Annotated in this window: 19 protein-coding genes; 7 read left to right on the plus strand and 12 right to left on the minus strand. The window is 41.7% G+C overall.

The annotated features are described in order from the left end of the window. Nucleotides 1-2 precede the first annotated feature (2 nt). Nucleotides 3-2,336 (minus strand): TonB-dependent receptor, encoded by a 2,334-nt coding sequence (locus ACO6S2_RS17275; protein ID WP_422359810.1) that lies wholly within the window; start codon nt 2,334-2,336, stop codon nt 3-5. A gap of 111 nt (nt 2,337-2,447) precedes the next feature. Between ACO6S2_RS17275 and ACO6S2_RS17280 the strand changes: the two genes are divergently transcribed. Next, on the plus strand, nt 2,448-3,104 hold the full coding sequence (locus ACO6S2_RS17280; protein ID WP_422359811.1) for a metal-dependent transcriptional regulator: 657 nt from the start codon (nt 2,448-2,450) through the stop codon (nt 3,102-3,104). A 12-nt stretch (nt 3,105-3,116) separates the two neighbouring features. On the opposite strand, the gene ACO6S2_RS17285 is transcribed toward ACO6S2_RS17280, so the two are convergent. The 10 genes from ACO6S2_RS17285 to ACO6S2_RS17330 all read right to left on the minus strand — a co-directional run bounded on the left by ACO6S2_RS17285 (nt 3,117) and on the right by ACO6S2_RS17330 (nt 13,052). Continuing rightward, nucleotides 3,117-3,944 (minus strand): DUF3667 domain-containing protein, encoded by an 828-nt coding sequence (locus ACO6S2_RS17285; RefSeq protein WP_422359812.1) that lies wholly within the window; start codon nt 3,942-3,944, stop codon nt 3,117-3,119. A 264-nt stretch (nt 3,945-4,208) separates the two neighbouring features. Further along, complete coding sequence (locus ACO6S2_RS17290) at nt 4,209-4,814, minus strand: hypothetical protein (protein ID WP_422359813.1); 606 nt, start codon at nt 4,812-4,814, stop codon at nt 4,209-4,211. Between the two features lie 200 nt (nt 4,815-5,014). Next, nucleotides 5,015-8,473: a pyruvate carboxylase gene (locus tag ACO6S2_RS17295; protein WP_422359814.1), complete on the minus strand. Its 3,459-nt coding sequence runs from the start codon at nt 8,471-8,473 to the stop codon at nt 5,015-5,017. A gap of 373 nt (nt 8,474-8,846) precedes the next feature. Continuing rightward, nucleotides 8,847-9,464, minus strand: a complete 618-nt coding sequence (locus ACO6S2_RS17300; protein ID WP_422359815.1) for a response regulator — start codon at nt 9,462-9,464, stop codon at nt 8,847-8,849. After that, complete coding sequence (locus tag ACO6S2_RS17305) at nt 9,461-10,219, minus strand: sensor histidine kinase (RefSeq protein WP_422359816.1); 759 nt, start codon at nt 10,217-10,219, stop codon at nt 9,461-9,463. Before ACO6S2_RS17305 ends, ACO6S2_RS17300 begins: the two co-directional genes overlap by 4 nt. A gap of 152 nt (nt 10,220-10,371) precedes the next feature. Further along, nucleotides 10,372-10,572, minus strand: coding sequence for a YwbE family protein (locus tag ACO6S2_RS17310; protein WP_422359817.1), 201 nt, complete (start codon nt 10,570-10,572; stop codon nt 10,372-10,374). Between the two features lie 43 nt (nt 10,573-10,615). Then, nucleotides 10,616-10,978: a hypothetical protein gene (locus ACO6S2_RS17315; protein ID WP_422359818.1), complete on the minus strand. Its 363-nt coding sequence runs from the start codon at nt 10,976-10,978 to the stop codon at nt 10,616-10,618. A gap of 16 nt (nt 10,979-10,994) precedes the next feature. Beyond that, complete coding sequence (locus ACO6S2_RS17320) at nt 10,995-12,077, minus strand: DNA alkylation repair protein (RefSeq protein WP_422359819.1); 1,083 nt, start codon at nt 12,075-12,077, stop codon at nt 10,995-10,997. Nucleotides 12,078-12,144: 67 nt separating this feature from the next. Beyond that, nucleotides 12,145-12,744, minus strand: a complete 600-nt coding sequence (locus tag ACO6S2_RS17325; protein ID WP_422359820.1) for a GyrI-like domain-containing protein — start codon at nt 12,742-12,744, stop codon at nt 12,145-12,147. After that, nucleotides 12,744-13,052: a hypothetical protein gene (locus ACO6S2_RS17330; RefSeq protein ID WP_422359821.1), complete on the minus strand. Its 309-nt coding sequence runs from the start codon at nt 13,050-13,052 to the stop codon at nt 12,744-12,746. The genes ACO6S2_RS17325 and ACO6S2_RS17330 overlap by 1 nt, the downstream gene beginning before the upstream one ends. Nucleotides 13,053-13,299: 247 nt before the next feature. Here ACO6S2_RS17330 and ACO6S2_RS17335 point away from each other — a divergent pair, with 247 nt between their 5' ends. From ACO6S2_RS17335 to ACO6S2_RS17350, 4 genes are all read left to right on the plus strand, one after another. Continuing rightward, a complete protein-coding gene (locus tag ACO6S2_RS17335) occupies nt 13,300-14,850 on the plus strand; it encodes an Ig-like domain-containing protein (protein ID WP_422359822.1) in 1,551 nt (516 codons plus the stop codon). A 217-nt stretch (nt 14,851-15,067) separates the two neighbouring features. After that, nucleotides 15,068-16,615 carry an Ig-like domain-containing protein gene (locus ACO6S2_RS17340; protein ID WP_422359823.1) on the plus strand — a complete coding sequence of 516 codons (1,548 nt, stop codon included), beginning with the start codon at nt 15,068-15,070 and terminating at the stop codon, nt 16,613-16,615. A gap of 194 nt (nt 16,616-16,809) precedes the next feature. Beyond that, entirely contained in the window at nt 16,810-18,327 is a 1,518-nt protein-coding gene (locus ACO6S2_RS17345) for an Ig-like domain-containing protein (protein WP_422359824.1), read from the plus strand. Between the two features lie 89 nt (nt 18,328-18,416). Beyond that, nucleotides 18,417-19,103 carry an HAD family hydrolase gene (locus ACO6S2_RS17350; RefSeq protein ID WP_422359825.1) on the plus strand — a complete coding sequence of 229 codons (687 nt, stop codon included), beginning with the start codon at nt 18,417-18,419 and terminating at the stop codon, nt 19,101-19,103. Nucleotides 19,104-19,112: 9 nt separating this feature from the next. Here ACO6S2_RS17350 and ACO6S2_RS17355 read toward each other — a convergent pair whose 3' ends face one another. After that, nucleotides 19,113-19,907: a hypothetical protein gene (locus tag ACO6S2_RS17355; RefSeq protein ID WP_422359826.1), complete on the minus strand. Its 795-nt coding sequence runs from the start codon at nt 19,905-19,907 to the stop codon at nt 19,113-19,115. A gap of 183 nt (nt 19,908-20,090) precedes the next feature. Between ACO6S2_RS17355 and ACO6S2_RS17360 the strand changes: the two genes are divergently transcribed. Then, nucleotides 20,091-21,308, plus strand: coding sequence for an Ig-like domain-containing protein (locus tag ACO6S2_RS17360; protein WP_422359827.1), 1,218 nt, complete (start codon nt 20,091-20,093; stop codon nt 21,306-21,308). Nucleotides 21,309-21,354: 46 nt separating this feature from the next. Then, entirely contained in the window at nt 21,355-22,893 is a 1,539-nt protein-coding gene (locus ACO6S2_RS17365) for an Ig-like domain-containing protein (protein ID WP_422359828.1), read from the plus strand. The last annotated feature ends 7 nt before the right edge of the window (nt 22,894-22,900 follow it).

The following is a 22,900-nucleotide window of genomic DNA, read 5'->3' on the forward strand; positions in this document are numbered from 1 at the left end:
TATTAATTAAAAGTGTATCTCACACCCAAAAAGCCTCTTATTCCTTGATTTGGTGCATATACATAACTAGGATCAAAGGTAAGCGCATTAGGATTGTTTGCTGTATCTACTACCTCTCCTTCCGCATAAAAATTGCCGCTTGCACCTGTCATTCCACCTGCTGGCGCGAAGGTAACATCGTTATCAAACGGATCGAATGATCGTGCGATACTATTAGCGGGAGGTGTAAAGTTTAAAAGGTTCTTCACTCCTCCATACATTTCCCATTGACTACCAAACCTTTTGGTCAGCTGGATATTTTGAATGCTCCACCAAGGAGAGTATTCAGCTCGATCATCCAAATCCCCCAACAAAGGCAGTCGCATAGGCCCGTACAAATTACCCGTGTAATCCACAATCAAACCCAATTGATCAAAGGAATACCCAATGCTCCAAACGCCCTGAAAACGCTCAGTGAGCAGCTGACGAAATTTTTCGTCGCCTTCTTTTACAGACACATCCATCAGCGTAGCCCCAGCCATCACTTTCAGCCCGTTTTCCCAAGACATATCTAAATTGACAGAAGCCCCTTGAGAAACAGCGGAACCATCTAAGTTGCCATAAATAATTTTATTAGGGTCTGTCTCATAATCAGGAAGGATCTGATTTGAAAAATAAGTATAAAACAGACTAGCATCCAGGCCAATGAAAAAACCGCTATTGGTATAAATCTTTTTTACAAAATTGACATTACCATTCCAAGAAGTTTCAGGTGATAATTCCCCATCGAATTCCACTGTACGAGCCCCAGTAAGCGCAGCATGATCCTCCGTAAATACGTTGGCCACTCGATAGCCATTGCCCACACTAATCCGCAGTACATTCTTTTTATTGATCGAGGACCATTTATAGTTGACCCTGGGACTCACAATATTTCCATGCAAACTGTTGTAATCATAACGAGCCCCAAGCAACAGCTTGTTCTGTTCGTTGAGCTTGATTTCATCTTGAACAAACAGACCTGGCAAATGAGTGATCGAAGGTTGGTTTTCAGGGTTGTTGGGATCGGCATTGGCGGTCGCTGGTGTATTGTCATCGTAGTAGGTATATCTATATGCCACTCCGGTCAACCAATCATGATTTCCTACGGTCTTGTTCCAAGTGAGCTGTGTAAAGGCAATATATTGATCAGCGATGTATGAGGTATTGCCATAGACAGAATTTTGATTGTGCCCATTGGCGCTGAATTGAAAATTAACCAATTCTTCCACCGGTAGCTGATAAATACCAAAGGCTTCCCAGCGGCTGGTATAGATACTCTCCCCATAAATTTGATCACCACCTCTGTATTCTTTGGTCCAATCCATCTCTCCTCCCCATCGGTCTTCGTACACATAGCGACCCGCTACCGAAAACAGTCGATTCTCCTTCCTCTCAATATTTAGTTTATTGAAAACAGAGATTCTATTCTGAAGTGTCACATCTGTAAATCCGTCGTCGTTGTTGTCGATAGGATTTTGGTAATTGAAATAATTGATACCAAGGAGTGAAGATATTTTCTTGCCGAGACCATATCGGATACCCAGGTCTGTGTTTACTTCTCCCCAGCTGGTCGCAAATACATCACCAGCTACCAAAGGTGCGGAAGACGGTTTTTTGGTTATGATATTGACCAAGCCCCCTACAGCTTCAGAACCGTACAAAGTAGACGCTGGGCCTTTCACGATTTCCATACGCTCGATGAGTGATTGTGGTATGCCAGTCAAACCGTACACCGTAGAAAGTCCACTAACTATCGGCATACCATCTATCAAAACCATCGTATAAGGACCTTCTAATCCATTGATATGAATATCACCGGTATTACAAACGTTGCAATTGAGCTGCGGTCTTACACCATTTACATTCTGCAAAGATTCGAATACAGACGGCGTGGGATTGGCTCTAAAAAAAGTAGCGGTATAGACTTCCACAGGCACCGGGCTTTCGAGCTTCGAAACTTCTTTCATTGTGCCGGAGACTACAACCTCACCTAAAGTGGCACTGTTCTCTTTGAGAACAAAGTTGATGGTGGTACTTTCTCCTTCACGGAGCGTGACAGCATTCATCGCTTTGTCATACCCTAGGGAAGAAGCAACGACCTCATACGTACCCGCAGAAATATTATCAATTTGAAAAAATCCATTTTGATCGGCAACAGCACCCACTTGAGTGTCTTTCAAATAAACATTCGCAAACTCTACCGGTTGGTCGCCCGCAGTTACGCGTCCTTTTATAGCTGCATTTTGAGCTTGGAGACTGAAGTTTGCCAACGTCAGTGCCAGCGCTAACCATTTAGAGAAATAGTAATTTTTCATGAGGAATATCTAAACAAATAATTTATGAATGCAAAAATAATATGTTAGATTAATCTAACAAATAAATTTAGTGGGATTTTTATATTATTGCGAAATAGAATTGCAAACAACATGGCATCCGAAACGGTCGAAAATTATCTAAAGGCTCTTTTCAACTTATCCAATGAAGAAGGAGAAGTAAACATCTCCGAATTAAGTGCTACTCTTGAGGTAAGCAAACCCACTGCCAATAGCATGGTGAAAAACCTACAACAGCAGGGCTGGGTAGCCTATGAAAAGTATAAACCGCTTAAACTCACTGCTTCGGGACAAAAAGCGGCTGCACTGATCATTAGAAAGCACCGTCTTACCGAAATGTTTTTAGTGGAAAACATGGGATTTGGGTGGGAGGAAGTGCACGAGATTGCCGAACAGGTGGAGCATATTCAGGCTCCAGCCCTATTCGATCGAATGGACGAACTAATGGAATATCCAAAAGTAGATCCTCATGGCTCGCCTATTCCCGACAAGGAAGGTAACATCATTAGCCAAAACCATATACAGTTGTCCGAATGTCAGCCTGGTGATGAGGTGACTCTTATCGCTTTAAGTCATTCTTCTAAGGAGTTTTTAGAGTTCTTGGATAGCCGAAACATCTCTTTGGAAACACAAATGACGGTGCAATCAATTGAATCTTTCGATCAAAGTATGACCGTAAGTTATGAAGGTCATCCAACTGAAATGCTCAGCCAAAAGGTATGCGAGCAACTGCTGGTAAAAAAACTGTAACATTCCACTTTCTTAGGTCAACCAAAAAGTGGTGAAGAAAACAATACTACGATAGATCATCTGTGTAATAGCCGCTCCGACCATGATGAGCAATCCACTCCACACCGCATGGACCCACTTCACCTGAGCAAACCTCTTGAAACTGACAATAGCAAAAAATGTGGGGAGTACCACTAAGAAGCTGGGAATCCAAAACACCCAAGGCCCAATGGATGACCCGAAGTATTGATTCACAACCAAAATGTACCCCTTGGCGGTAAATACACCTACTACAATAAATAACAGAAAAACAGTAAAAAAGTGCATACTAAAAATCAAACTATCGAAATAGTACTTGCGCCTTCGAATGGCCAGTAGGTAAACAAACAAAGCTATGATCGGCACATTCAAAATCATGATTGTTTTAGATATATTGTCTGAAGCTTGGTTGTATATGGCACTATAATCCTCCATTTCCATTTTTTCTTCAACGAGCTTATTCTCTACCATTCGAGTGGCTAATGCCCCATGCGTAGGCTGATTGATTTGATCCACTAAGGGAAGAGAATAATCTGTAAGTGAGGAGATGAAAAAGTACAGCACATTGACAAACAAAAACAAGGTAACGGGAGGCATAAACTTCCGACGCTTCCCTTCCAGAAACTCATACGTCATTATCCCGGGCTTGCAGAGAAGATACTTGTAACTCACCCAAATCCGATTGTCCACAAAAAATAAATTGTTCACCAAATCACCTAAGAGATGACGCAGGGATCGGTCACTATCTTTATCTCGCTGCCCACATTGGGCACAGAAGTTTCCTTCCAACGAGGCTCCACAATTCAAACATTCGTTTGCCATATGATACACTTAGCCTTATGTATCGTAAACATAATGGATTTGGTTGATTTGTGAATTGTTGAGGTTTAACGCCAAGATATGGTGTCGTGGCGTTTTATGTTTTCTGTATTCGAGTTACGAATATAGTCGAATCTGTGATTCGGCTCATACATTTTGATTTCTCATGAGCCGCAGCACGGAATCGGCGGGACTTGTAAACACTACCACGGGCTCCATTTCCACTATACCGCCATGCATCTCATATCAAATGTTGTATGTCTTATATTATTGGGGAATGTTGATAGTCGAGTTTTGTAGGCTTATTTTTTTATACTTTTTAATAAGTTTTTGATCAATGCTTTTCTTGTCATTAGTAAATACTGCTACTTCTTTATCGAAATTCCATGTTCCTAGATAATTCACAGAATTCGGTTCTATGATAAACTTGAATCTTTCTAGCTCCTCTTCTTTAAGTTGGCCCGATTCTAACATGGTTATTGTTTCTTCATAAGAGTCAGTGTGTTTAAATACTGGTTCAGTATAGAATGTACCTCCAAATGCGTTGCTTTGAGTCCACCAGTACTGAAAAATCTCATAATCTCCTGGGGGAATATGAAAAACAAAATTGCTTTCTTTTTTAGAAGTCATAGTAGCTTTAACTCTAAAACGATAATACGTATCCGTGGCCTTATTGTAGACTCTCATGTCTTGAGGAAAGCCTCCACTGCTAAATCCCAATCGCTGTATGAAATTACCATAGATAATGGCATTGCCCTCAGTTAATATATCATTTTTATTAACTGGGTCAAGCTGGACAAGTTTTATTTTTTCTTGTGCTAATACTACTGTGGTTGAAAGAATAAAGAAGGTAAAGGCTATAAGATTTTTCATTGATTAGTATTAATGACATACAACCTGCGGATATGTTCAATACACTATATACGCACTACAACAATACCACAATTTTTAAAATTTTTATTTTTCTAAAAAGTGCTGCTAGTCAAGGATAAGACATTCCATAATGAGATCAAAACTGAGACGAATCAAACCTATAAGATTTTTAAAACCTTATAGGCTTGAACACAAATCTCCTACTCCATCTCCACTACCAAATCGTCCTGATCGACCATCTCACCAGCCTTGATCACGATCGACTTGATCGTGCCAGACATCGGTGAGGAAATGGTGGATTCCATCTTCATGGCCTCGATGGCAAACAGCGGATCATTTTCTTCTACCTGATCTCCTACCTTCACGAAGACACTGGACAGCTTACCCTGAAGCGGCGCCCCAATCTCTTGCGGATTGTCCTTGTCTGCTTTCTTGTGAGAAATGGCCGTGGCCTTCACATGAATATCCTTCACCTGTACGCGTCGCACCTGACCATTCAGCTCGAAGCCTACGGTACACATACCCGTCTCGTCCGGTTCCAGGATGTACATGAGCTTCACCATAATCGTCTTGCCCTTCCCGAGGGTAACGAGTATCTCCTCTCCTTTTTTCATTCCATAGAAAAAGGCCTTGGATGGAATCTTGTCTACATAGCCAAATTCCGAAAAATGAGTGTAATACTCATCAAACACCTTCGGGTATAGCTTGTAAGACAAGAAGTCAAGGAAGTCGGAATACTCCGTGTATTTCTCCTGAAACTCTTCAAATTCCTTATCAAAATCTATTGGAGTCAAATGCTCATTCGGACGGCCCTTCATCGGTTTGATATCTCTAAGAATCACCTTCTGCAGTTGCGCAGGGAAGCCACCCTCGGGTTGCCCGAGATCTCCTCTGAAGAAACCAATCACCGAATCCGGAAAGGACAGTTTCTTGCTTTCGTCCAGCACATCAGCGGGTGTGAGATTGTTTGAAGTCATGAAAATCGCCATATCTCCGACCACTTTAGAGCTTGGCGTCACTTTCACGATATTGCCAAACATTTCATTGACCACGGCATAGTTTTTCTTTACTCGCTCAAAATCCTCGCCTACCAAACCAATCGCAGCGGCTTGCGGCTTGAGGTTGGAATACTGACCACCGGGTATTTCATTTTCATAGACCTGTGCTGTGCCTGCTTTGAGCCCCGACTCAAATGGATAATAAATCTCTCGAACATCCTCCCAGTAGTTGGATTGCTTGTTGATGGCTTCCAGGTCAATATCCGGCTTGCGGTCGTGATGCCCCAGCACAGAAACCAACGAGTTAAAGTTGGGCTGCGAAGTAAGACCCGACATAGACGCCAGCGCACAATCCACCACATCTACCCCTTGCTCTATGGCCTTGAGATAAGTAGCATTTTGCATGGAGGAAGTATCATGCGTATGTAAGTGTATAGGTAAATCCACCGCCTTTTTCAAAGCAGGAATCAACTGTTCTGCCGCATAAGGAGTCAGCAGTCCAGCCATATCTTTGATCGCTAAGATATGCGCGCCTTCGTCTTCGATGCGCTTAGCCATATCCACGTAATAATCCAGGTTGTACTTTTTGTTTTCTGGATTCAGAATGTCGCCTGTGTAGCCAATACAAACTTCTGCCAACGAATTGGTGCGCTCTTTGACTGCTTTGATACTCACCTTCATGGCTTCCAGCCAATTGAGTGAATCGAAGATTCTGAATACATCGATTCCTTCTTCACCGGATTTTTCTACAAATTTCTCTACCAGATTATCCGGGTACGCGGTGTAGCCCACCGCATTGGAACCTCTCAGGAGCATTTGAAAAAGTATATTGGGTGCCGCTTGTCGCAACAACTTTAGTCGCTCCCATGGACACTCGTGCAAAAATCGCATGGCCACATCAAAGGTAGCTCCGCCCCACATTTCCATGGAAAAAGTCTGAGGTACGTTCTTGGCATAACTTTCGGCCACGGCCAGCAAGTCAATGGTTCTAAATCTGGTCGCCAACAAAGACTGATGTGCGTCTCTGAAAGTAGTATCGGTAAAAAGCACCTGCTTTTCATCCTTCATCCATTTCACAAATCCTTCACGGCCTAGTTCGTTAAGTCTGTCCTTGGTTCCTTTAGGATACTCCCCATACTTGTCAAAGGCCGGGATGACCGGTGTTACAAATTTCTTATTCGGATCGACGAACTTCACATCTGGGTTTCCATTCACACTCACTTTCGCCAGGTATTTCAGCGTTTTGGTACCCCTGTCTTGCGTTCGTTTGATTTTAAATAGATCTGGATGATTGCCAATGAAGTTGACCGTGCAATCTCCGGCATTGAATACCGGATGTGAAATCACATTTTTCAGGAATCCAATATTAGTCTTTACTCCACGAATCCTAAATTCGGTAAGCGTTCGCTGTAGTCTTTCACTTGCTCCACGAAGAGTTCGACCAGACGCACTTACCTTCACCAGCATAGAATCGAAGAAAGGCGAAATTCGCATACCCGGATAAGTCGAACCCTCATCCAGACGGATACCAAATCCAGCTGCATTTCTATAGGCGATGATGGTGCCATAGTCAGGCTTAAAATCATGCACCGGATCCTCCGTAGTTACTCTACATTGAATGGCATATCCGTTCACTTTGATTTCATCCTGGCTATTGAGAAAAATACCCTTGTACGTAAGTGGATGCCCTTGAGCAATAAGAATTTGCGAACGAACAATGTCGACCCCTGTAATTTCCTCCGTAATGGTATGCTCCACCTGAATCCTCGGATTCACCTCAATAAAGAATACCTCCCCAGATTTATCCACCAAAAATTCGACAGTACCCACGTTGTTGTAGTTGACGTGCTTGGCAATGCTGATCGCGTAATCGAATATCTCCTGGCGCGTCTCTTCCTTAAGGTTTGGACTGGGCGCTACTTCTACCACCTTCTGGAATCTTCGCTGAACCGAACAATCACGTTCATGCAAATGCACAATACTACCATGATTATCTCCCATGAGCTGTACCTCAATGTGCTTGGGTTCATCAATGAATTTCTCAATAAAGACCGTATCATCTCCGAAGAACTTCTCCGCCTCACTCTTAGAGTCATGAAACGCTCTTTCTAATTCTTTTTCGGATCGTATCACCCTCATGCCTCGTCCACCTCCACCGGAGGCCGCTTTCAGCATAATGGGATAGCCGATTCTTTCCGCTTCTTTTTTGGCAACAGATACATCCACCAAATCTTCCTGGCTGTCTTGGATCACAGGCACCTTGGCATCAATAGCTAGTTTCTTTGCTTCTACCTTGTCACCCAATCGAGCCATGATCTCAGACCTCGGCCCGACGAAAATGATTCCCTCTTCTTCGCACCTTTGGGCAAAGGTGACATTCTCAGATAAGAAGCCATATCCAGGATGAATCGCATCGATTTGATGCTCCTTAGCCAAGGCAATAATTTCCTCGATGTTTAGATATGGCTTTAGTGGATCGTCATCCTCTCCAATTTGGTAGGCTTCATCGGCCTTGTATCGGTGCAACGAATACCTGTCTTCGTAAGTATACATCGCTACTGTTCTTACTTGAAGTTCGGAGGCAGCCCGCAAGATGCGAATAGCTATTTCTCCTCTATTAGCTACAAGTATCTTGTCGAGTTTTTTTAAGTTTTGGGGCATTACGGTAAGTGTTAAAGTTTGGGCGTATAGAATATATTTTATTACACAATTGAGTTGATCTATATATACAAATATATGACCTAGAAATGTATTCACAAGCGATCTCAAAAAGTCAATGATTACTATTGTTCCAATGACTTACAATAAATTTTTATTCCGAAATTTTATTTTAATCAAAATGTTCTTTCGATTTATAAAATTAACTCCATCCAAACAGAATAAAACACTGACGTATCCTAAGGACGACAAAACATTATCTTACCAATTCTGAAGCGACATCAATTCCATATCAACTGAGATTCATTAAGACCGGTCACAAGACTGGTTTATAAAAACTGTTGCAAAATTTGCAGTAAGGAATTGAAAGTGTTGGTTAAATCAATTCGTTATCCTTGGCAAACTGAACCACCTGCATACTGTTCTTCAGGTCGAGCTTGCGCATCATGTTTCTTCGATGGGTTTGTACTGTCAGTTCTGAGATGAAAAGTTGATCCGCAATTTCCTGACTGGTCAGCCCTTCTGCCACCAGCTTAATCACATCTAGTTCTCTGGAACTCAATTTGTATTGCTTGACCTCTTCTTCAGCCGAGTTGAAATTCTTTAGTCGGTCATAATACTGACTTCCATTCATGACCCTGAAAATAGCGGTGGTCAACTCCTTACCTGTATTGTTCTTCAGCAGACAGCCATCTATACCAATTTTCACTATCTCATCTACAAAAGATTTTTGCGCATACATCGTGAGTACGATGATCTTAATGTCTGGGTATTCTTTTTTCAACTTTCGTGCACAAGTAATGCCATCCATAACCGGCATATTGATATCCAATACCACCACGTCCACCTCATGTCTGCCAACGAAGAGTATAACTTCCTCCCCATTGAGTACCGTACCTACTACCTCCAATTCTTCCTCAGCACTCAGCACCACCTGAAGTCCCTCCATTACTATCGAATGATCATCTGCAATTAGAACTTTTATTGTACTCATAGCGGTAATTCTATTATAGTTGTGGTGCCCTTGCCCCTGTTGCTTTCTATGGTCATTTTTCCATCCATTCGATCTACTCTTGACCTCAAATTTTTTAAACCCAATCCTTTCTCTTCTTGATCGGTATCGAATCCCACACCATTATCTTCAAAAATAAGGGTGAGATGATCTGCAGCCAGAGACAAGTCTATATTTATAATGCTTGCTCTGGCATGCTTTAGTGTGTTGTTGACTAACTCCTGAACAATTCGGTATACCTGCACATTGGTTTGACTGTCCATCTCTTCACCCAAATCGATATGACTGGTCACCTGAATGGTATGTGATTCATTAAGTGCATCAATCAATTCATTAATAGCAGCAGCCAAACCAAAATGTTTAAGCAAGCCCGAATGTAAACTATGAGAGATTTTGCGTGTAGCTTCTGTAGCCTGAGCAGCAATTTCACTAATCTTAGCTGCCAAGTTTTTAAGTGATTCCGGATCAGATTTTTTGGGCAATGTATCTGAAAGCATGTTCAACGTCACAAGCATACTTCCGAGATTATCGTGCAACTCTTCTGCTACTTGTTTATAGGCTCTTTCTTGCCCTTCCAAAATACCATAGGCAGACTTCAGTTCCTGCTTTTTGAGCAAATCCTCTATCTCCTGATATTCCAACTTTCTTTTAATGAGTTTGCGCTGATAAAGGTAAATAAACAGTACAATGGCCGTGGTAAGCAAAAGCATACCACTGGTACCAAGTATCAGGATCATTTCTGTATTTAGAGAGTTGGATTGATGCTCCATAGTATTGCCCTATAGTAGCTCTACATTTTAAATTTACAAAATACAATTTAGCCCTTTCAAAGATGAAAGACATTAGTCTATATGTAAATACCTAAAAATGAGTATTAACCCTAACAGGACTATGATGACAAGACTTGCTTCACTCTGCCTACTTCACCTGTTTCGAGCTGAACTTTGATACCATGGGGATGCGATGGGGATTTAGTAAGCAGTCGCTTAACAATTCCGTTCGTAAGCTCTCCGGTACGCTGATGGTGCTTCTGCACAACCTCTACTTCTGCACCTACCTGTATATTTTTTCTTATGGTTCCGTCGGACATGTCTGTGTGTTTGATTCAAATATACAAACCATCTTCATGAGTCTCACAAATTCGAATACTGTTTGAAGCCCAAGAAGCCAATCCAAATGGCTACGATTGCAATGATCCAAAGTCCAACGGTACTAATCCCAAAAGGTCCGAAGAGAAGTATAACTGCGCTACCTACGACCCAGCCTGCATCCAACAAGCTGATCACCTTCACAAGTACTGATCTTTCAATTTGCCAACCCGTGACGTAAAAAACGAATCCCGCAAACACGAGTAGATTTACTCCGATAATTGGAAACAATAGAGGATCAGGTACTTGAAAAATTTGATTGAGTTTCTCTGAAAACAACAACATCACCAAACCGCTCAAAGCGGAAAATGCATAGTTAATCGTTAAATAAAGTCTGAGTTTAGTCATTATCAAAAGTTAGTTATTAGTATAGTTCAAAATCCTTCTCCGCGAGTTTTTTACCATTCACCAAAACCCCTATTCTGTGCAAACCCGGATGATGTTTTCTTGTGGTTAAATCTCTAAAGGATAGTTTCTTATTGAAAGTGGTAGAATCCACGGAGTCAAACTCCTTCTCCGTGACGTGAAAAATCTTATCAGACAACGAACCGTTTGCTTTTTGATAGGATACCACGAAGCCCACTTTTGCAAACGCCTGCTTTGGCTCCAGATTGGAGACTTGAAATTTAAAATCAAAGCTATCTCCAATTTTCACCTTTTGTACAGATAATTGAAGCGCCTCTACTTCAAATCGGGCCTTGTCATCAAAACCAATAATTTGTAGCGCCCTTTCATTGCCATTCTTCAGTAAAGTCCTCAATCCGTGCTTGACGATCCAATTGGTATGAGAACTCTTCCCATACCATTTTTTGCAAAGTGCTAAGGCCACCTCTGGATTATCCTTTGTGATATCGTTGATATTGTTGGCCACACTCTTACGTACATACAAAGAATCATCGGCTTTGAGGTTTTCTAATATGGCTAGAATTAGACTAGGATCCTTCTTAAAAGCTGGCAAAGCCATAGCCCAAGGGAGTCTGGAGCGGCAACCTTCAGAGGCCAATCTCCTGACATGTTCGTTTTCATTCTGGCTCCACTCCAACATGGATTGCATAACGTCTCTTTCATATTTTACAATGAAAGGACGTATAGCGAATTCGGAAGATGAATATTTGGTCATTTCCTTCATGGCTTCCATCGACTCTTCCAAATGGTCTAATCCATAAACTTCTACATAATCAGGAAAAGTCATCCCTGCCAGTCCACCAAAATGTATTGATACCTCAGTCATGATTTTGAGCTGACCTGGGTAATCCAGGGAAGAGTGTGCATGTACCATGTTTGTGATATGCCTCATCCGAGCTTTGAGTTCTCGATCTTCCCAGTTGTCATTGATTATAGAGCAAACAAAACCATCCAGATTGAATGATTCGTCTCTTTCTGCAAGTAAATCACCCAGTTTGTTGACGAAGGCCTCGTTGTATTCGTTTTTAAGTGGTTCAGGCATCGGAAGTTATAAGTTTAAGGTTGCAAGAAATAAGTCGGCAGTCCCTACCACCGACTTCTGGTCAGCTCTATTTAACGGCGTAACGAATAATTGTTTTCAATTTTTCTTCAGCAGTTTTTGTAGGATCCGAAATATAAATTTCATGATGATGTCCATTCATTTCTAATCCATTCAATTTCATGTACTCCATAATCTTGTTGATACTTGGCCCCTCTTCATAATACGACCCCTTGTGTAAGACCTGTACACTTTTTCCTTCATGAATTGGTCTGAGATGTACTTCATTGGCCAACACCACATTCTTCTTCTTAATGACCTCTTCTACAGCCTGATCCACGTGATCATTGCTTACAAAATCAGGCATACGAATCATCAGTTGCCAATGCCAATCGCTTTGAGGTGTTTCATCAAACACTAATCCCTCTTCTACCCACCAAAAGGCCTCTAACTTGGGCACCACAAAATCCTTATCATCAGACTTGCAATACTTCTTTACGGTATATGCTACAGCATACAAAGCCCCAATACTACTTTGAAAAGACTCTCCGTCAGGTGCACCGATGCCACTTATGGTTAAGCAATTGACAGGTTCGATATTTAATTCAATCGGCTGGCTGTTCGCTTTGTAATAAGTTGGGTACTCTTTGATTAAATTGATCTTTTCCATTAGGCAACTTGTTTTACATGTAAGAAAAATTTGACTTCTTCGAATGCAGATAGATAAGGTGCATATAGCTCATCTTGCTGCATTTCTTTTACTTTTTCGGCTGCGAATTCTGCACATTCCAGGTTCTTCCATTCCACTTGATCTACAAACAGCCCTTCTTCCTTTACTGCATGGTAGGTCTGATAGTTTAGCATGCCATCAAAGCTTTTTACCAGTTCTCTGAAATGATGAATAATTTTCGTTTGGTAATTCTCCACCTCATTAGGTTTGATTTTGTAAATCACCAACTCTGTCACTTGATCGGTCATTTGTATAAAGTTTAAATTTTGAATTTGTTTTGATACAAATGAAATACCCTCCACTGACAGCCCTATGTCAGTGCATTTTGAGAAAATGAAATTTTATTGATTTCTTATAAAAAAGAGACAAACCAACCTGCTACGATCGATTGTAAGGTCCTCATCATCGATTTTTAGGCAGATATCGTCGATTAATCTTCCTATATATCAAGCCAAACTTTAAATTGTGCAATAAATCAAATACACCTTATTACTCATGAAGCAATTAAAAAGATTATTAACCAGCACCTTTCTGGCCTCTGCCCTGCTTTTTGCCTGTACGGAAGACGAGCCTGAAGTAGACATTACAGACATCAAATTTGATGGAGAAAAAGTGATTGTAACTGAAGGGTTTACCGTTGATCTTGATACGGTTTTGGTCATTACGGGATCTGATGCTGATCAAGCTCAAATATCATTTTCTTCGGGAGACGAAACCATTTTCAGTGTCGATGGTTTTATTTTGACAGCCGTCAAAGCCGGAACAACCACTGTGACTGCAATAGAGGCAAATACAGAGCTAACTGCCTCGATACCTGTAGAAGTGATAGCCAAAACCGTGGCTGTCACTGGCGTATCACTCGACAAAGAAACTGCCGATATGAAGGTAGGTGATGAGCTACAACTAACTGCCACCGTAGCTCCCGAAGACGCTACTGAAAAAGGAGTAACATGGAGCGTGGCTTCTTCATCTGACTCCAAAAACAAAGAAGACAGTCCCACTGACATAGCCACAGTCTCGGATGAGGGATTGGTAAAAGCAATAGCAGCAGGAGATGTGGTTGTAACCGTCAAAACGAAAGATGGAGAATTTACCGCAAGCATAGATATATCAGTCTCTAACGTGGCAGTGACCGGAGTGGCTTTAGGACCGGATCCCATTGAAGTGAATGTAAACGAATATGTCCAGTTGACCACAAGCGTCTCTCCCGAAAATGCCACTAATCAAAATGTGACATGGTCACTGGTTCTAGAAGAAACCGAAGAAGCAGGTAGAACAAATAATGAAATTGTAATAGTCCTTCCTCCTACGGCAGACGACTATGCTGAAATAGATGAAAACGGAAAGCTTAAGGGTAAATTGGAATGCGACGGCTGTGGATTGATGGCTGTAGTGACCACCGAGGAAGGAGAGTTTACGGATAAATTACCGGTAAAAATCAACTACATTCCGGTAACCAGTATTACGATAAACCCCAATACTTACTTCACCATAGACAAAGGGGAAACTTTCCAAATGGAATATACCATTGAACCAGAGGATGCTACCAATCAAGAGATTGAATGGGAAATCACCTACTATGACAACTGTAGGGCGGCGGCCGCTGCGCCAAACCCCGATGATTATGCCACTGTGGATGAAAACGGAAAAATCACAGCAATAGACGCTCACTCCTGTGGACTCCAGTTATCCGCGTCTGTTAGTGATTTAAGGTCTCCTGCGACTGTTGATTTTAATGTATTGGTTCAAGTCGAGAGCCTTAGTATTCTGGACCCAGCGGGCAGTCCGATCGAAAGCACCTATGATGTTGAATGCGGACAAACAGACTTTGGCTATAGTTATGAACCTGGAAGCGCAAGCGATTCAGACGTTATATGGAGCATTGATAATGACACTCATTTTAGTATTGATCAAAACGGTGTACTTGATGCCGATATTACCTTGCCGTCTGGCATTTACACGACCAAATTGACCATAACAGCTCAAGATGGAAGTGGTGTTAAGAAAGAAATAACAATCACCTATGATAGAAACAACTGTATTTAGGCTAAATTGAATAGGGCATCATTATTAAAAGACCAGCTGTAGTTGGTCTTTTCTTTTGAGCGCCTTCTAGATTCGCTTACCAAATAATCTGCCTGTTTAGCAATCGTCGATTGCAATGTCGTTATCATCGACTATTAGCATCAAATCATCGACTTATCTTCCTATATACCAAATAGAACTTTAAATTGTGCAACAAATTAAATTCACCTTATTACTCATGAAGCAATTAAAAAGATTATTAACCAGCACCTTTCTCGCCTCTGCCCTGCTTTTTGCCTGCACGGAAGACGAGCCTGAAGTAGACATTACAGACATTAAGTTTGATGGCGACAAAGTCATTGTAACTGAAGGATTTACCGTTGACCTTGATACGACTTTGGTCATTACAGGATCTGATGCCGACCAAGCTCAAATATCATTTTCTTCGGGAGACGAAACCATTTTCAGTGTCGATGGATTCATTTTGACAGCCGTCAAAGCCGGAACAACCACTGTCACTGCAACAGAGGCAAACACAGAGCTAACTGCCTCGATACCTGTAGAAGTGGTAGCCAAAACCGTGGATGTCACGGGCGTATCACTCGACAAAGAAACTGCCGATATGAAAGTAGGCGATGAGCTACAACTAACTGCAACAGTAGCACCAGAAGACGCGACAGAAAAAGGAATAACATGGAGTGTGGTCTTTTCATCTGACGCCAAAAGCAAAGAAGACAGTCCTACTGATATTGCTACGGTCTCTGATGAAGGGTTGGTAAAAGCACTAGCTGCTGGAGATGTGGTGGTAACGGCCAAAACGAAAGATGGAGAGTTTACCGCGAGTGTAAGCATAACCATAACAAACATAGCGGTTACTCAGATTACTATTTCCCCGGAAAGTGTCAGTGTCAACGTCAATGAAACCGCACAATTGACAGCTACTGTAATACCAGATAACGCTACACTTAAAGAGGTAAGCTGGTCTGTAGATTTTGATGCCGAAGCCGGGAGAATGCAAGTTGCTGCACCTTCGGTAGATACCTATTTAGAAATATCCGATGATGGCTTGCTGAAAGCTAAAGAAAGGTGTGATGAATGTGCATTTATCGCCCGAGCCACTTCATCAGATGGAGAAGTTTCCAGCTATATCAATGTCACCATCAATTATATCCCAGTCACAAGTATCACCCTTGACCCGAATGAGCTCTTCAATATATTTAAGGGAGACACCCGCCAAATAGAATACACAGTATTGCCAGAAGATGCGACTGACCCTACGGTATCCTCTTGGGACATTTCACATACCGGCGTTCCTGACCTATGCGGATTAAGTTCAATCGATTTTGACAATTATGCCACGGTTGACGAAAATGGCGTACTTACAGCGTCAAGTTCATTCTTTGATGACTGCAATAACAATTTAATTGTGAGAGCTCATCATCCAGATTTGGCTAATGCCGCCACAGTTGAATTCGATGTAACCAACCCAGTGGAATCGTTAGATATTTTAGATGATACTGGAGAGTCTGCTACTTCTATTGACTGGCACGGATGTGGCTCATATGACTTGGGCGTGAGTATAACAGCAACTTCTCCTTACAACTCATCTGTTACTTGGAGCTCAGAAAGTCCTGATATACTACCCATAGACAAAAACGGGGTAATTTCCTTAGGGCCAAACCCTCCTGTTCCATTAAATACTACTATAAAAGTTACGGTTACTGCTGACGATGGTTCAGGAGCAGGTGACACCATAGATATTGTTATAAATTATAATGAATGCTAGTCGCAAGAACTTTCCCTTGAATAAAAAGAAAAACTGTCTAAAGTATTTTTAGGCAGTTTTTCTTTTTTCATTTAACTGGTGATCAACATTCCTATTAAAGCAAAATATCACCCTTTTGGGTGATACTTATAGCGCCAATTATTCTTTAGATTGTACTCAATTTGTTAACATATCTTACTCATAAGCAAATAACTATGAAGAACAACCTACTAGCTTTTGGCATTAGCCTCTTAATATCTGGAGTATGCTTAATCAGTTGTATAGAAGATGAAGAATCATTAGACATTACCGACATTAAGTTTACAGATACCGGTTTTCAGGTCACAGAAGGTCTCACTTACAATTTGGATGATATCCTCCAAGTAATTGGTTCCGATTCTGCAAAAGCTCAAATCACATTTGAATCTAGTGATGTCACGATAGTCAGCGTAGATGGAACCACACTTACGGCTTTAGCCGTTGGTACGACCAAAGTGACTGCAACGGAGTCCAATTCGGGACTTTCTGCTTCTGCTGATGTTGAAGTTGTTGCCAAGCAAGTAGATGTGACTGGCGTATCCTTAGATAAAGAGACTGCAGATTTGAAAGTTGGAGAAACACTTCAACTCACCGCAACAATAACACCTGCGGATGCCACAGAGCAAGGCCTGACCTGGTCTGTAGCCCTACCAGCAGCTAAGGTCAAGGAAAACATCACTGCCGAAGACATTGCCACGGTCAGCAATGCTGGACTCGTAACTGCAAAAGCTGCTGGAGAGGTGGTAGTAACGGCCAAAACCAAAGACGGTGATTTCACTGCAAGTATAACGATTATCATCACCAATGTAGCCGTGACTGGGGTGGAATTCAGTTCTGCTGCAGTGGATGTAGTTGGAAATAAGACGGCTCAACTTGTTATCACGATTTCTCCTGACAACGCCACAGTTAAGGACGTAACGTACGCTTTGGAATTAAATAATGAGGGAGCTAGAGCCAATGCCGCTGTAACCGCTGACTATTATGCCTCGATTGATGAGGACGGAGTAATTACTGGCAAAAAAGCATGTAACGAATGTATCTTGGCAGTAGCCACCACCGCTGATGGTGGATTTACCGCAAAGAAGGCCATTACAATTACCTACGTAGCAGTAACCAGCATCACGCTGAACCCAACATCACTAGATATGCTTGTGGATAACACGCAACAAATGACGGCAACAATTGCTCCCGCTGATGCCACAGATCAGGAAATCACCTGGTCCATTGAAAATATCAACAACCCATGCCGAGTACAGGCTCTAACGACCTATGCAGAGGTATCTGAAACCGGACTAGTTACTGCTACTTACCCCAATTCTGGTGGATGCACAGATGTGAAGGTAGTAGCCACCACGACTGATGTGACAGGGGAGGCTAGCATAAACATTAAACAACTTGCAGAAAGTGTGGAAATAAAAGATGAGTTTCAATCATCAATAACCGAAGATGTATTAAATATTTCCAGTTGCGATGATAGTTATCAATTGACAAAGACTGTCTTACCTCAATCAACTTCAGATCAATCGGTAACCTGGAGTTATACAGGTGACACAGAAAAGGTTTCATTGAATACAACTACAGGACTGTTAGGTAGTTTCGATTATACAGCAGGAACTGTAACAGTGACTGCTACAGCTAATGATGATTCTGGACTATCACATTCAATTACCGTCAATTTTACAGATTGTAAATAGTGTTCACTTAGAACAGCAACAAAAAAGGCTAGCCAAATTCACTTTTCGGCTAGCCTTTTTTTATTTAATCTTTACCAGTAAATTTCAGTATGAGTCACAAAATCATTGCCTTCGATGCTGACGACACGCTTTGGCACAACGAATCCTATTTCAGGGAAACTGAAAAGAAATTTTACGCCTTATTAGAAGGTTATATGCCCGAACACAGTCTAGCCAAAGAACTGTTTAGAGTAGAAATGCAAAACCTGGAATTGTATGGCTATGGCATCAAAGCATTTACCCTATCCATGATAGAAAGTGCGATGCAAATTTCGGATCAAACCATCAAAGTAGAAGACATAGAAAAGATCATTGGCTATGGAAAAGAATTACTTCAAATGCCAGTTGAGCTGATCGATGACGTAGAAAGTGTACTTCAGACTTTATCCAGCAAATACAAACTGGTATTGGCCACCAAAGGAGACCTACTCGATCAACACCGAAAACTAACCAAATCAGGACTGGGTAAGTACTTTCACCATATCGAAATCATGTCCGAAAAGAAAGATTTGGATTATGAAAAACTTTTAAAAAGACTGGAAATAGAGCCACAACAATTTGTGATGATTGGCAACTCACTAAAATCTGACGTACTTCCTGTATTGGAATTAGGCGGGACAGCCTTTCACATCCCCTATCATGTCACCTGGGCTCATGAACATGTAGATAGAAAAATTGAGCACGAGAATTTTCACTCCGTGGAAAAACTTTCTGACTTGTTACCTTATTTTCAATAATGAAATCAATTAAAACTGAAACCCAATTCTTGAAATCCAGCCTTTTAACCTCCCAGAATAAGCCACATCTTCAATATCTGCCTTTGCTCCCCAAGTCCTATAACCTAGAGACATATAGAAGAGCTTTGAAAAGTGAAACACTGCCTCGGAGTTGAGTTGATAAGTCTGATGTTTCCAAAAACGAACCCCATAATCTACATATCCCATCAATTCTAATCGCCGGATTGGAAAATACCTAACTCGATAAGCAATCATAGGATCAAACCAAATGGTGTGTCGCTCTCCTTCCACCGGAAATACCAGAAAAGTTCCTTTCACCCGTGCCTTGATGCTGGCTACCTTCACCCCTACAAAGGCCTCCATATCAAGTTTTTTTCTATCCAAAAACAAATAGCCAAACGCTAAATCCCCACTGAAATAGTGAAACTTCAGATTGACATCTCTCAATAATATTTCTCTAGGAGTTACGGCATCTGTGTCCAATACTAGCGACATAAAGTTGAACTTGCTAACCAGCCAGTCTCCACGGTAGTCCCCTGAAAGCATCAGAGCAAACTTGATCGAATGAGAGATATCCTTGAAGTTCAAGTCTATATCTATGATCGGCTGAATTTCAGGTAAATTAGATGGTTTAGGAGGTGCATTTACTTGCCCCTCGATCCCTATATACCAAAAGAATGGGCTAATCCTAAAATCCCACTTATTGAAATCTTTGGCAACTGTTGAATCCTGCTTCTGAGCAACGATCTCAGTCAAACCTACTACCCAAATGGTCGCTACTAAAACCCCAAACTTTGTTAGCATATAAGGTAAATCTAATTCAAATGGTTAAAATCATAAATACCCTGCAAGAAAGTTGTTCATTCTAAATACGATAGTTGATTCAGTGTAATCAACCTAAGACTTAACTAGTGCTTCCTTACCTTTCTTCTCGGAAAATTGATGAAATTTCACTAAATTATACAACTAAGCAAACCACCCATTCTCATGTTGAAGCAAATCACTTACCTCCTGGGCCTTATTCTGGCCATTGGGTTCTTGGTACAGTGTACCGATGATGATCCCGAAATCAAAATCACAAACCTCACCTTCGACACAGCATCTGTAGAAGTGACCGAAGGCACCACGATTGACCTGAATGACTATTTGATTATTGAAGGTGAAGATGCCAATCAGGCCGTCGTGTCCTTTACCACCTCCAATAATGAAGTAGTTACTGTTAATGATGTCGTACTTTCGGCTGTTGGGGTTGGTACGGCTGAAATAGTGGCCACCGAAGCCAATACTGACCTTACGGCCACCATAGATGTAACTGTTATTCCTAACGTGGTAGCTGTCACAGGCATCAGTCTTGACAAAACCGAAGCCGAACTAAAAGTAGGTGACGAACTCCAACTTACAGCTACTATTGCACCTGAAAACGCTAGTGAAAAAGGAGTCATATGGGCCGTATCTTTCCCCTCTGATGGCAGCACCTCTGAAGACGAACCCACAGACGTCGCAACAGTAAGTGAAGCTGGACTGGTCTCAGCTAAAGCGGCAGGTGATGTGGTAGTGATCGCAAAGACCTTAGATGGTGAGTTTATGGCAAACGCCAGTATTTCAGTGACTAATCAATTAGTAACCAGTCTTACAATAGCTCCTAACTCATTTTCCGTAAATGTGGGTGAAACTCAACAATTGGAAGCCAGTTTTGAGCCTGCAAATGCCACAAACAAAGAAGTGACTTGGTCGATTGAAAAGTCAAGCTCGAACTGCAGGTCTCTAGCTTCAGAACCTGTATATGCTACTATTGATGAAAATGGCTTGGTCACAGGAGTGGAAAACCAAGGTTGCTACGAATTGACTGTAGTTGCCACATCCGGTGATGGCCCCAGTGCGAGTGCTACTTTTGATGTTATTCAACTAGTCACATCACTATCTGTTTTTGATGGGGACACTGAAGTTGGTGATGCAATCGAAAATTGTGATGATATTCAGTTTAGTGTTGTCGTAAGTCCAGCGAATGCCTCAGATCAATCTGTGACTTGGAGCATTGAAGAAAATGATGCTTTCGAGGTCGATCAAACAGGATTAGTATCACATAAAGAAGGCTACATTTTTACAGATGACGTATCCGTGACAGTCACAGTCACTGCTAATGATGAATCCGGAGTTTCCACCTCCTTTCAGAACAATTTTACGCTATATGGAGCGTGTCATTAAGATACAGTAAAGTTTAATCTAAAGAATCAAGAACTACTTTTCACCTATGAAAAATTTACTCTTTTCAATTTTAGCACTGCTCACTGTCACAACTCTAATCAGATGCACGGAAGATGATCCCGAAATCAAAATCACCAATTTCACTTTCGACGCAGTGTCTGCTGAAGTAGTAGAAGGCACCACTGTCGATCTAAATGATTATTTGATTATTGAAGGTGAAGATGCCAATCAAGCCATCGTGTCTTTTACTACTTCCAACGATGAGGTTGTCACTGTTAGTGGTGTAGTACTCTCGGCTGTTGGGGTTGGCACAGCCCAAATAGTGGCCACTGAAGCTAATACTGACCTAACAGCAACTATAGATGTGACTGTCATCTCAAATGTAATAGCCGTCACTGACATCAGTTTAGACAAATCCGAAGCCGATTTAAAAGTGGGTGACGAGTTACAACTGGTTGCTACCATCGCTCCCGACGATGCCACCGAAAAAGGAATTACCTGGAGTGTGGACTTTCCTTCTGAATCCAAAAATGCCGAAGATAGTCCATCTGACATTGCAACTGTCTCAGATGAAGGGTTAGTCAAAGCTTTATCTGCCGGGGAGGTAGTAATAACCGCCACAACAAAAAATGGTGAACTCTCAGCTAGTGTATCTATTTCTATAACCAACGTTGCCGTTACCGGAGTAATCATAGATAATGATCCAATTTCCATTGAAGGGAGTACTACGTATCAACTGACCGCCTCGGTGGCACCGACCAACGCAACCAATCAAACCATCATTTGGTCGTTGTATCTTGACACCTCAGGACGAATCCACAATGAAAAAATTCCTCCCCAAGTCGAAATCTCAGTCAGTTCGGATTTTTATGCCGAAATTGATTCTGAAACAGGGTTGATCACCAGTAAAAACCCATGTGATAATTGTGGGTTATTCGCAGTTGCCACCACCTTTGAAGGCGAATTTTCTAGTGAAAAACCAGTTGAGATTGCGTTCGTGCCAGTTTCAAGTGTTACGCTTAACCCAACATCAATCCTACTTGATATTGGTCAGACTCAGCAAATGACCTATAGTTTATCTCCAGAAAATGCAAGTAACAAAGAGGTGGATTGGTTTGTTGACTTCACCGGCTTCGGTTGCGATGCCCAACCAGAAGATTACGCCACCGTATCTGAAACAGGATTAATAACAGCCCATGCCCCGGATATTTGTGGATTGAAAGTGAACGCCAAAGCTGATTCTGGAGAGGGAGTGACAGGCTCAGTCTCAATTACCATCAATCCAATACTAGCAACCAGCCTTACAATAGTCGATGACGAAGACAATGAGTATAATGGCAAATCTCTTAGCATTGCCTACTATGAACCAACTACGCTTCAACTTTATACCTCAATGCTTCCCGAAAACGTAACCGACAACTCAGTTACCTGGAGCATCACTAACAACGGATACTTTAGCGTAAGTCCTACAGGCCTAGTTACAGTTACTTCTGGAGATCCAGGTAGCGATAGAATTACCGTAACTGCCAATGATGGCTCTGGTGTTACAGATTACCTTGATCTATACTTTTCAGGTATCCCGTAATAGTTAT

It is taken from the genome of Reichenbachiella sp. (assembly GCF_965233835.1).
Classification (GTDB): Bacteria; Bacteroidota; Bacteroidia; order Cytophagales; family Cyclobacteriaceae; genus Reichenbachiella.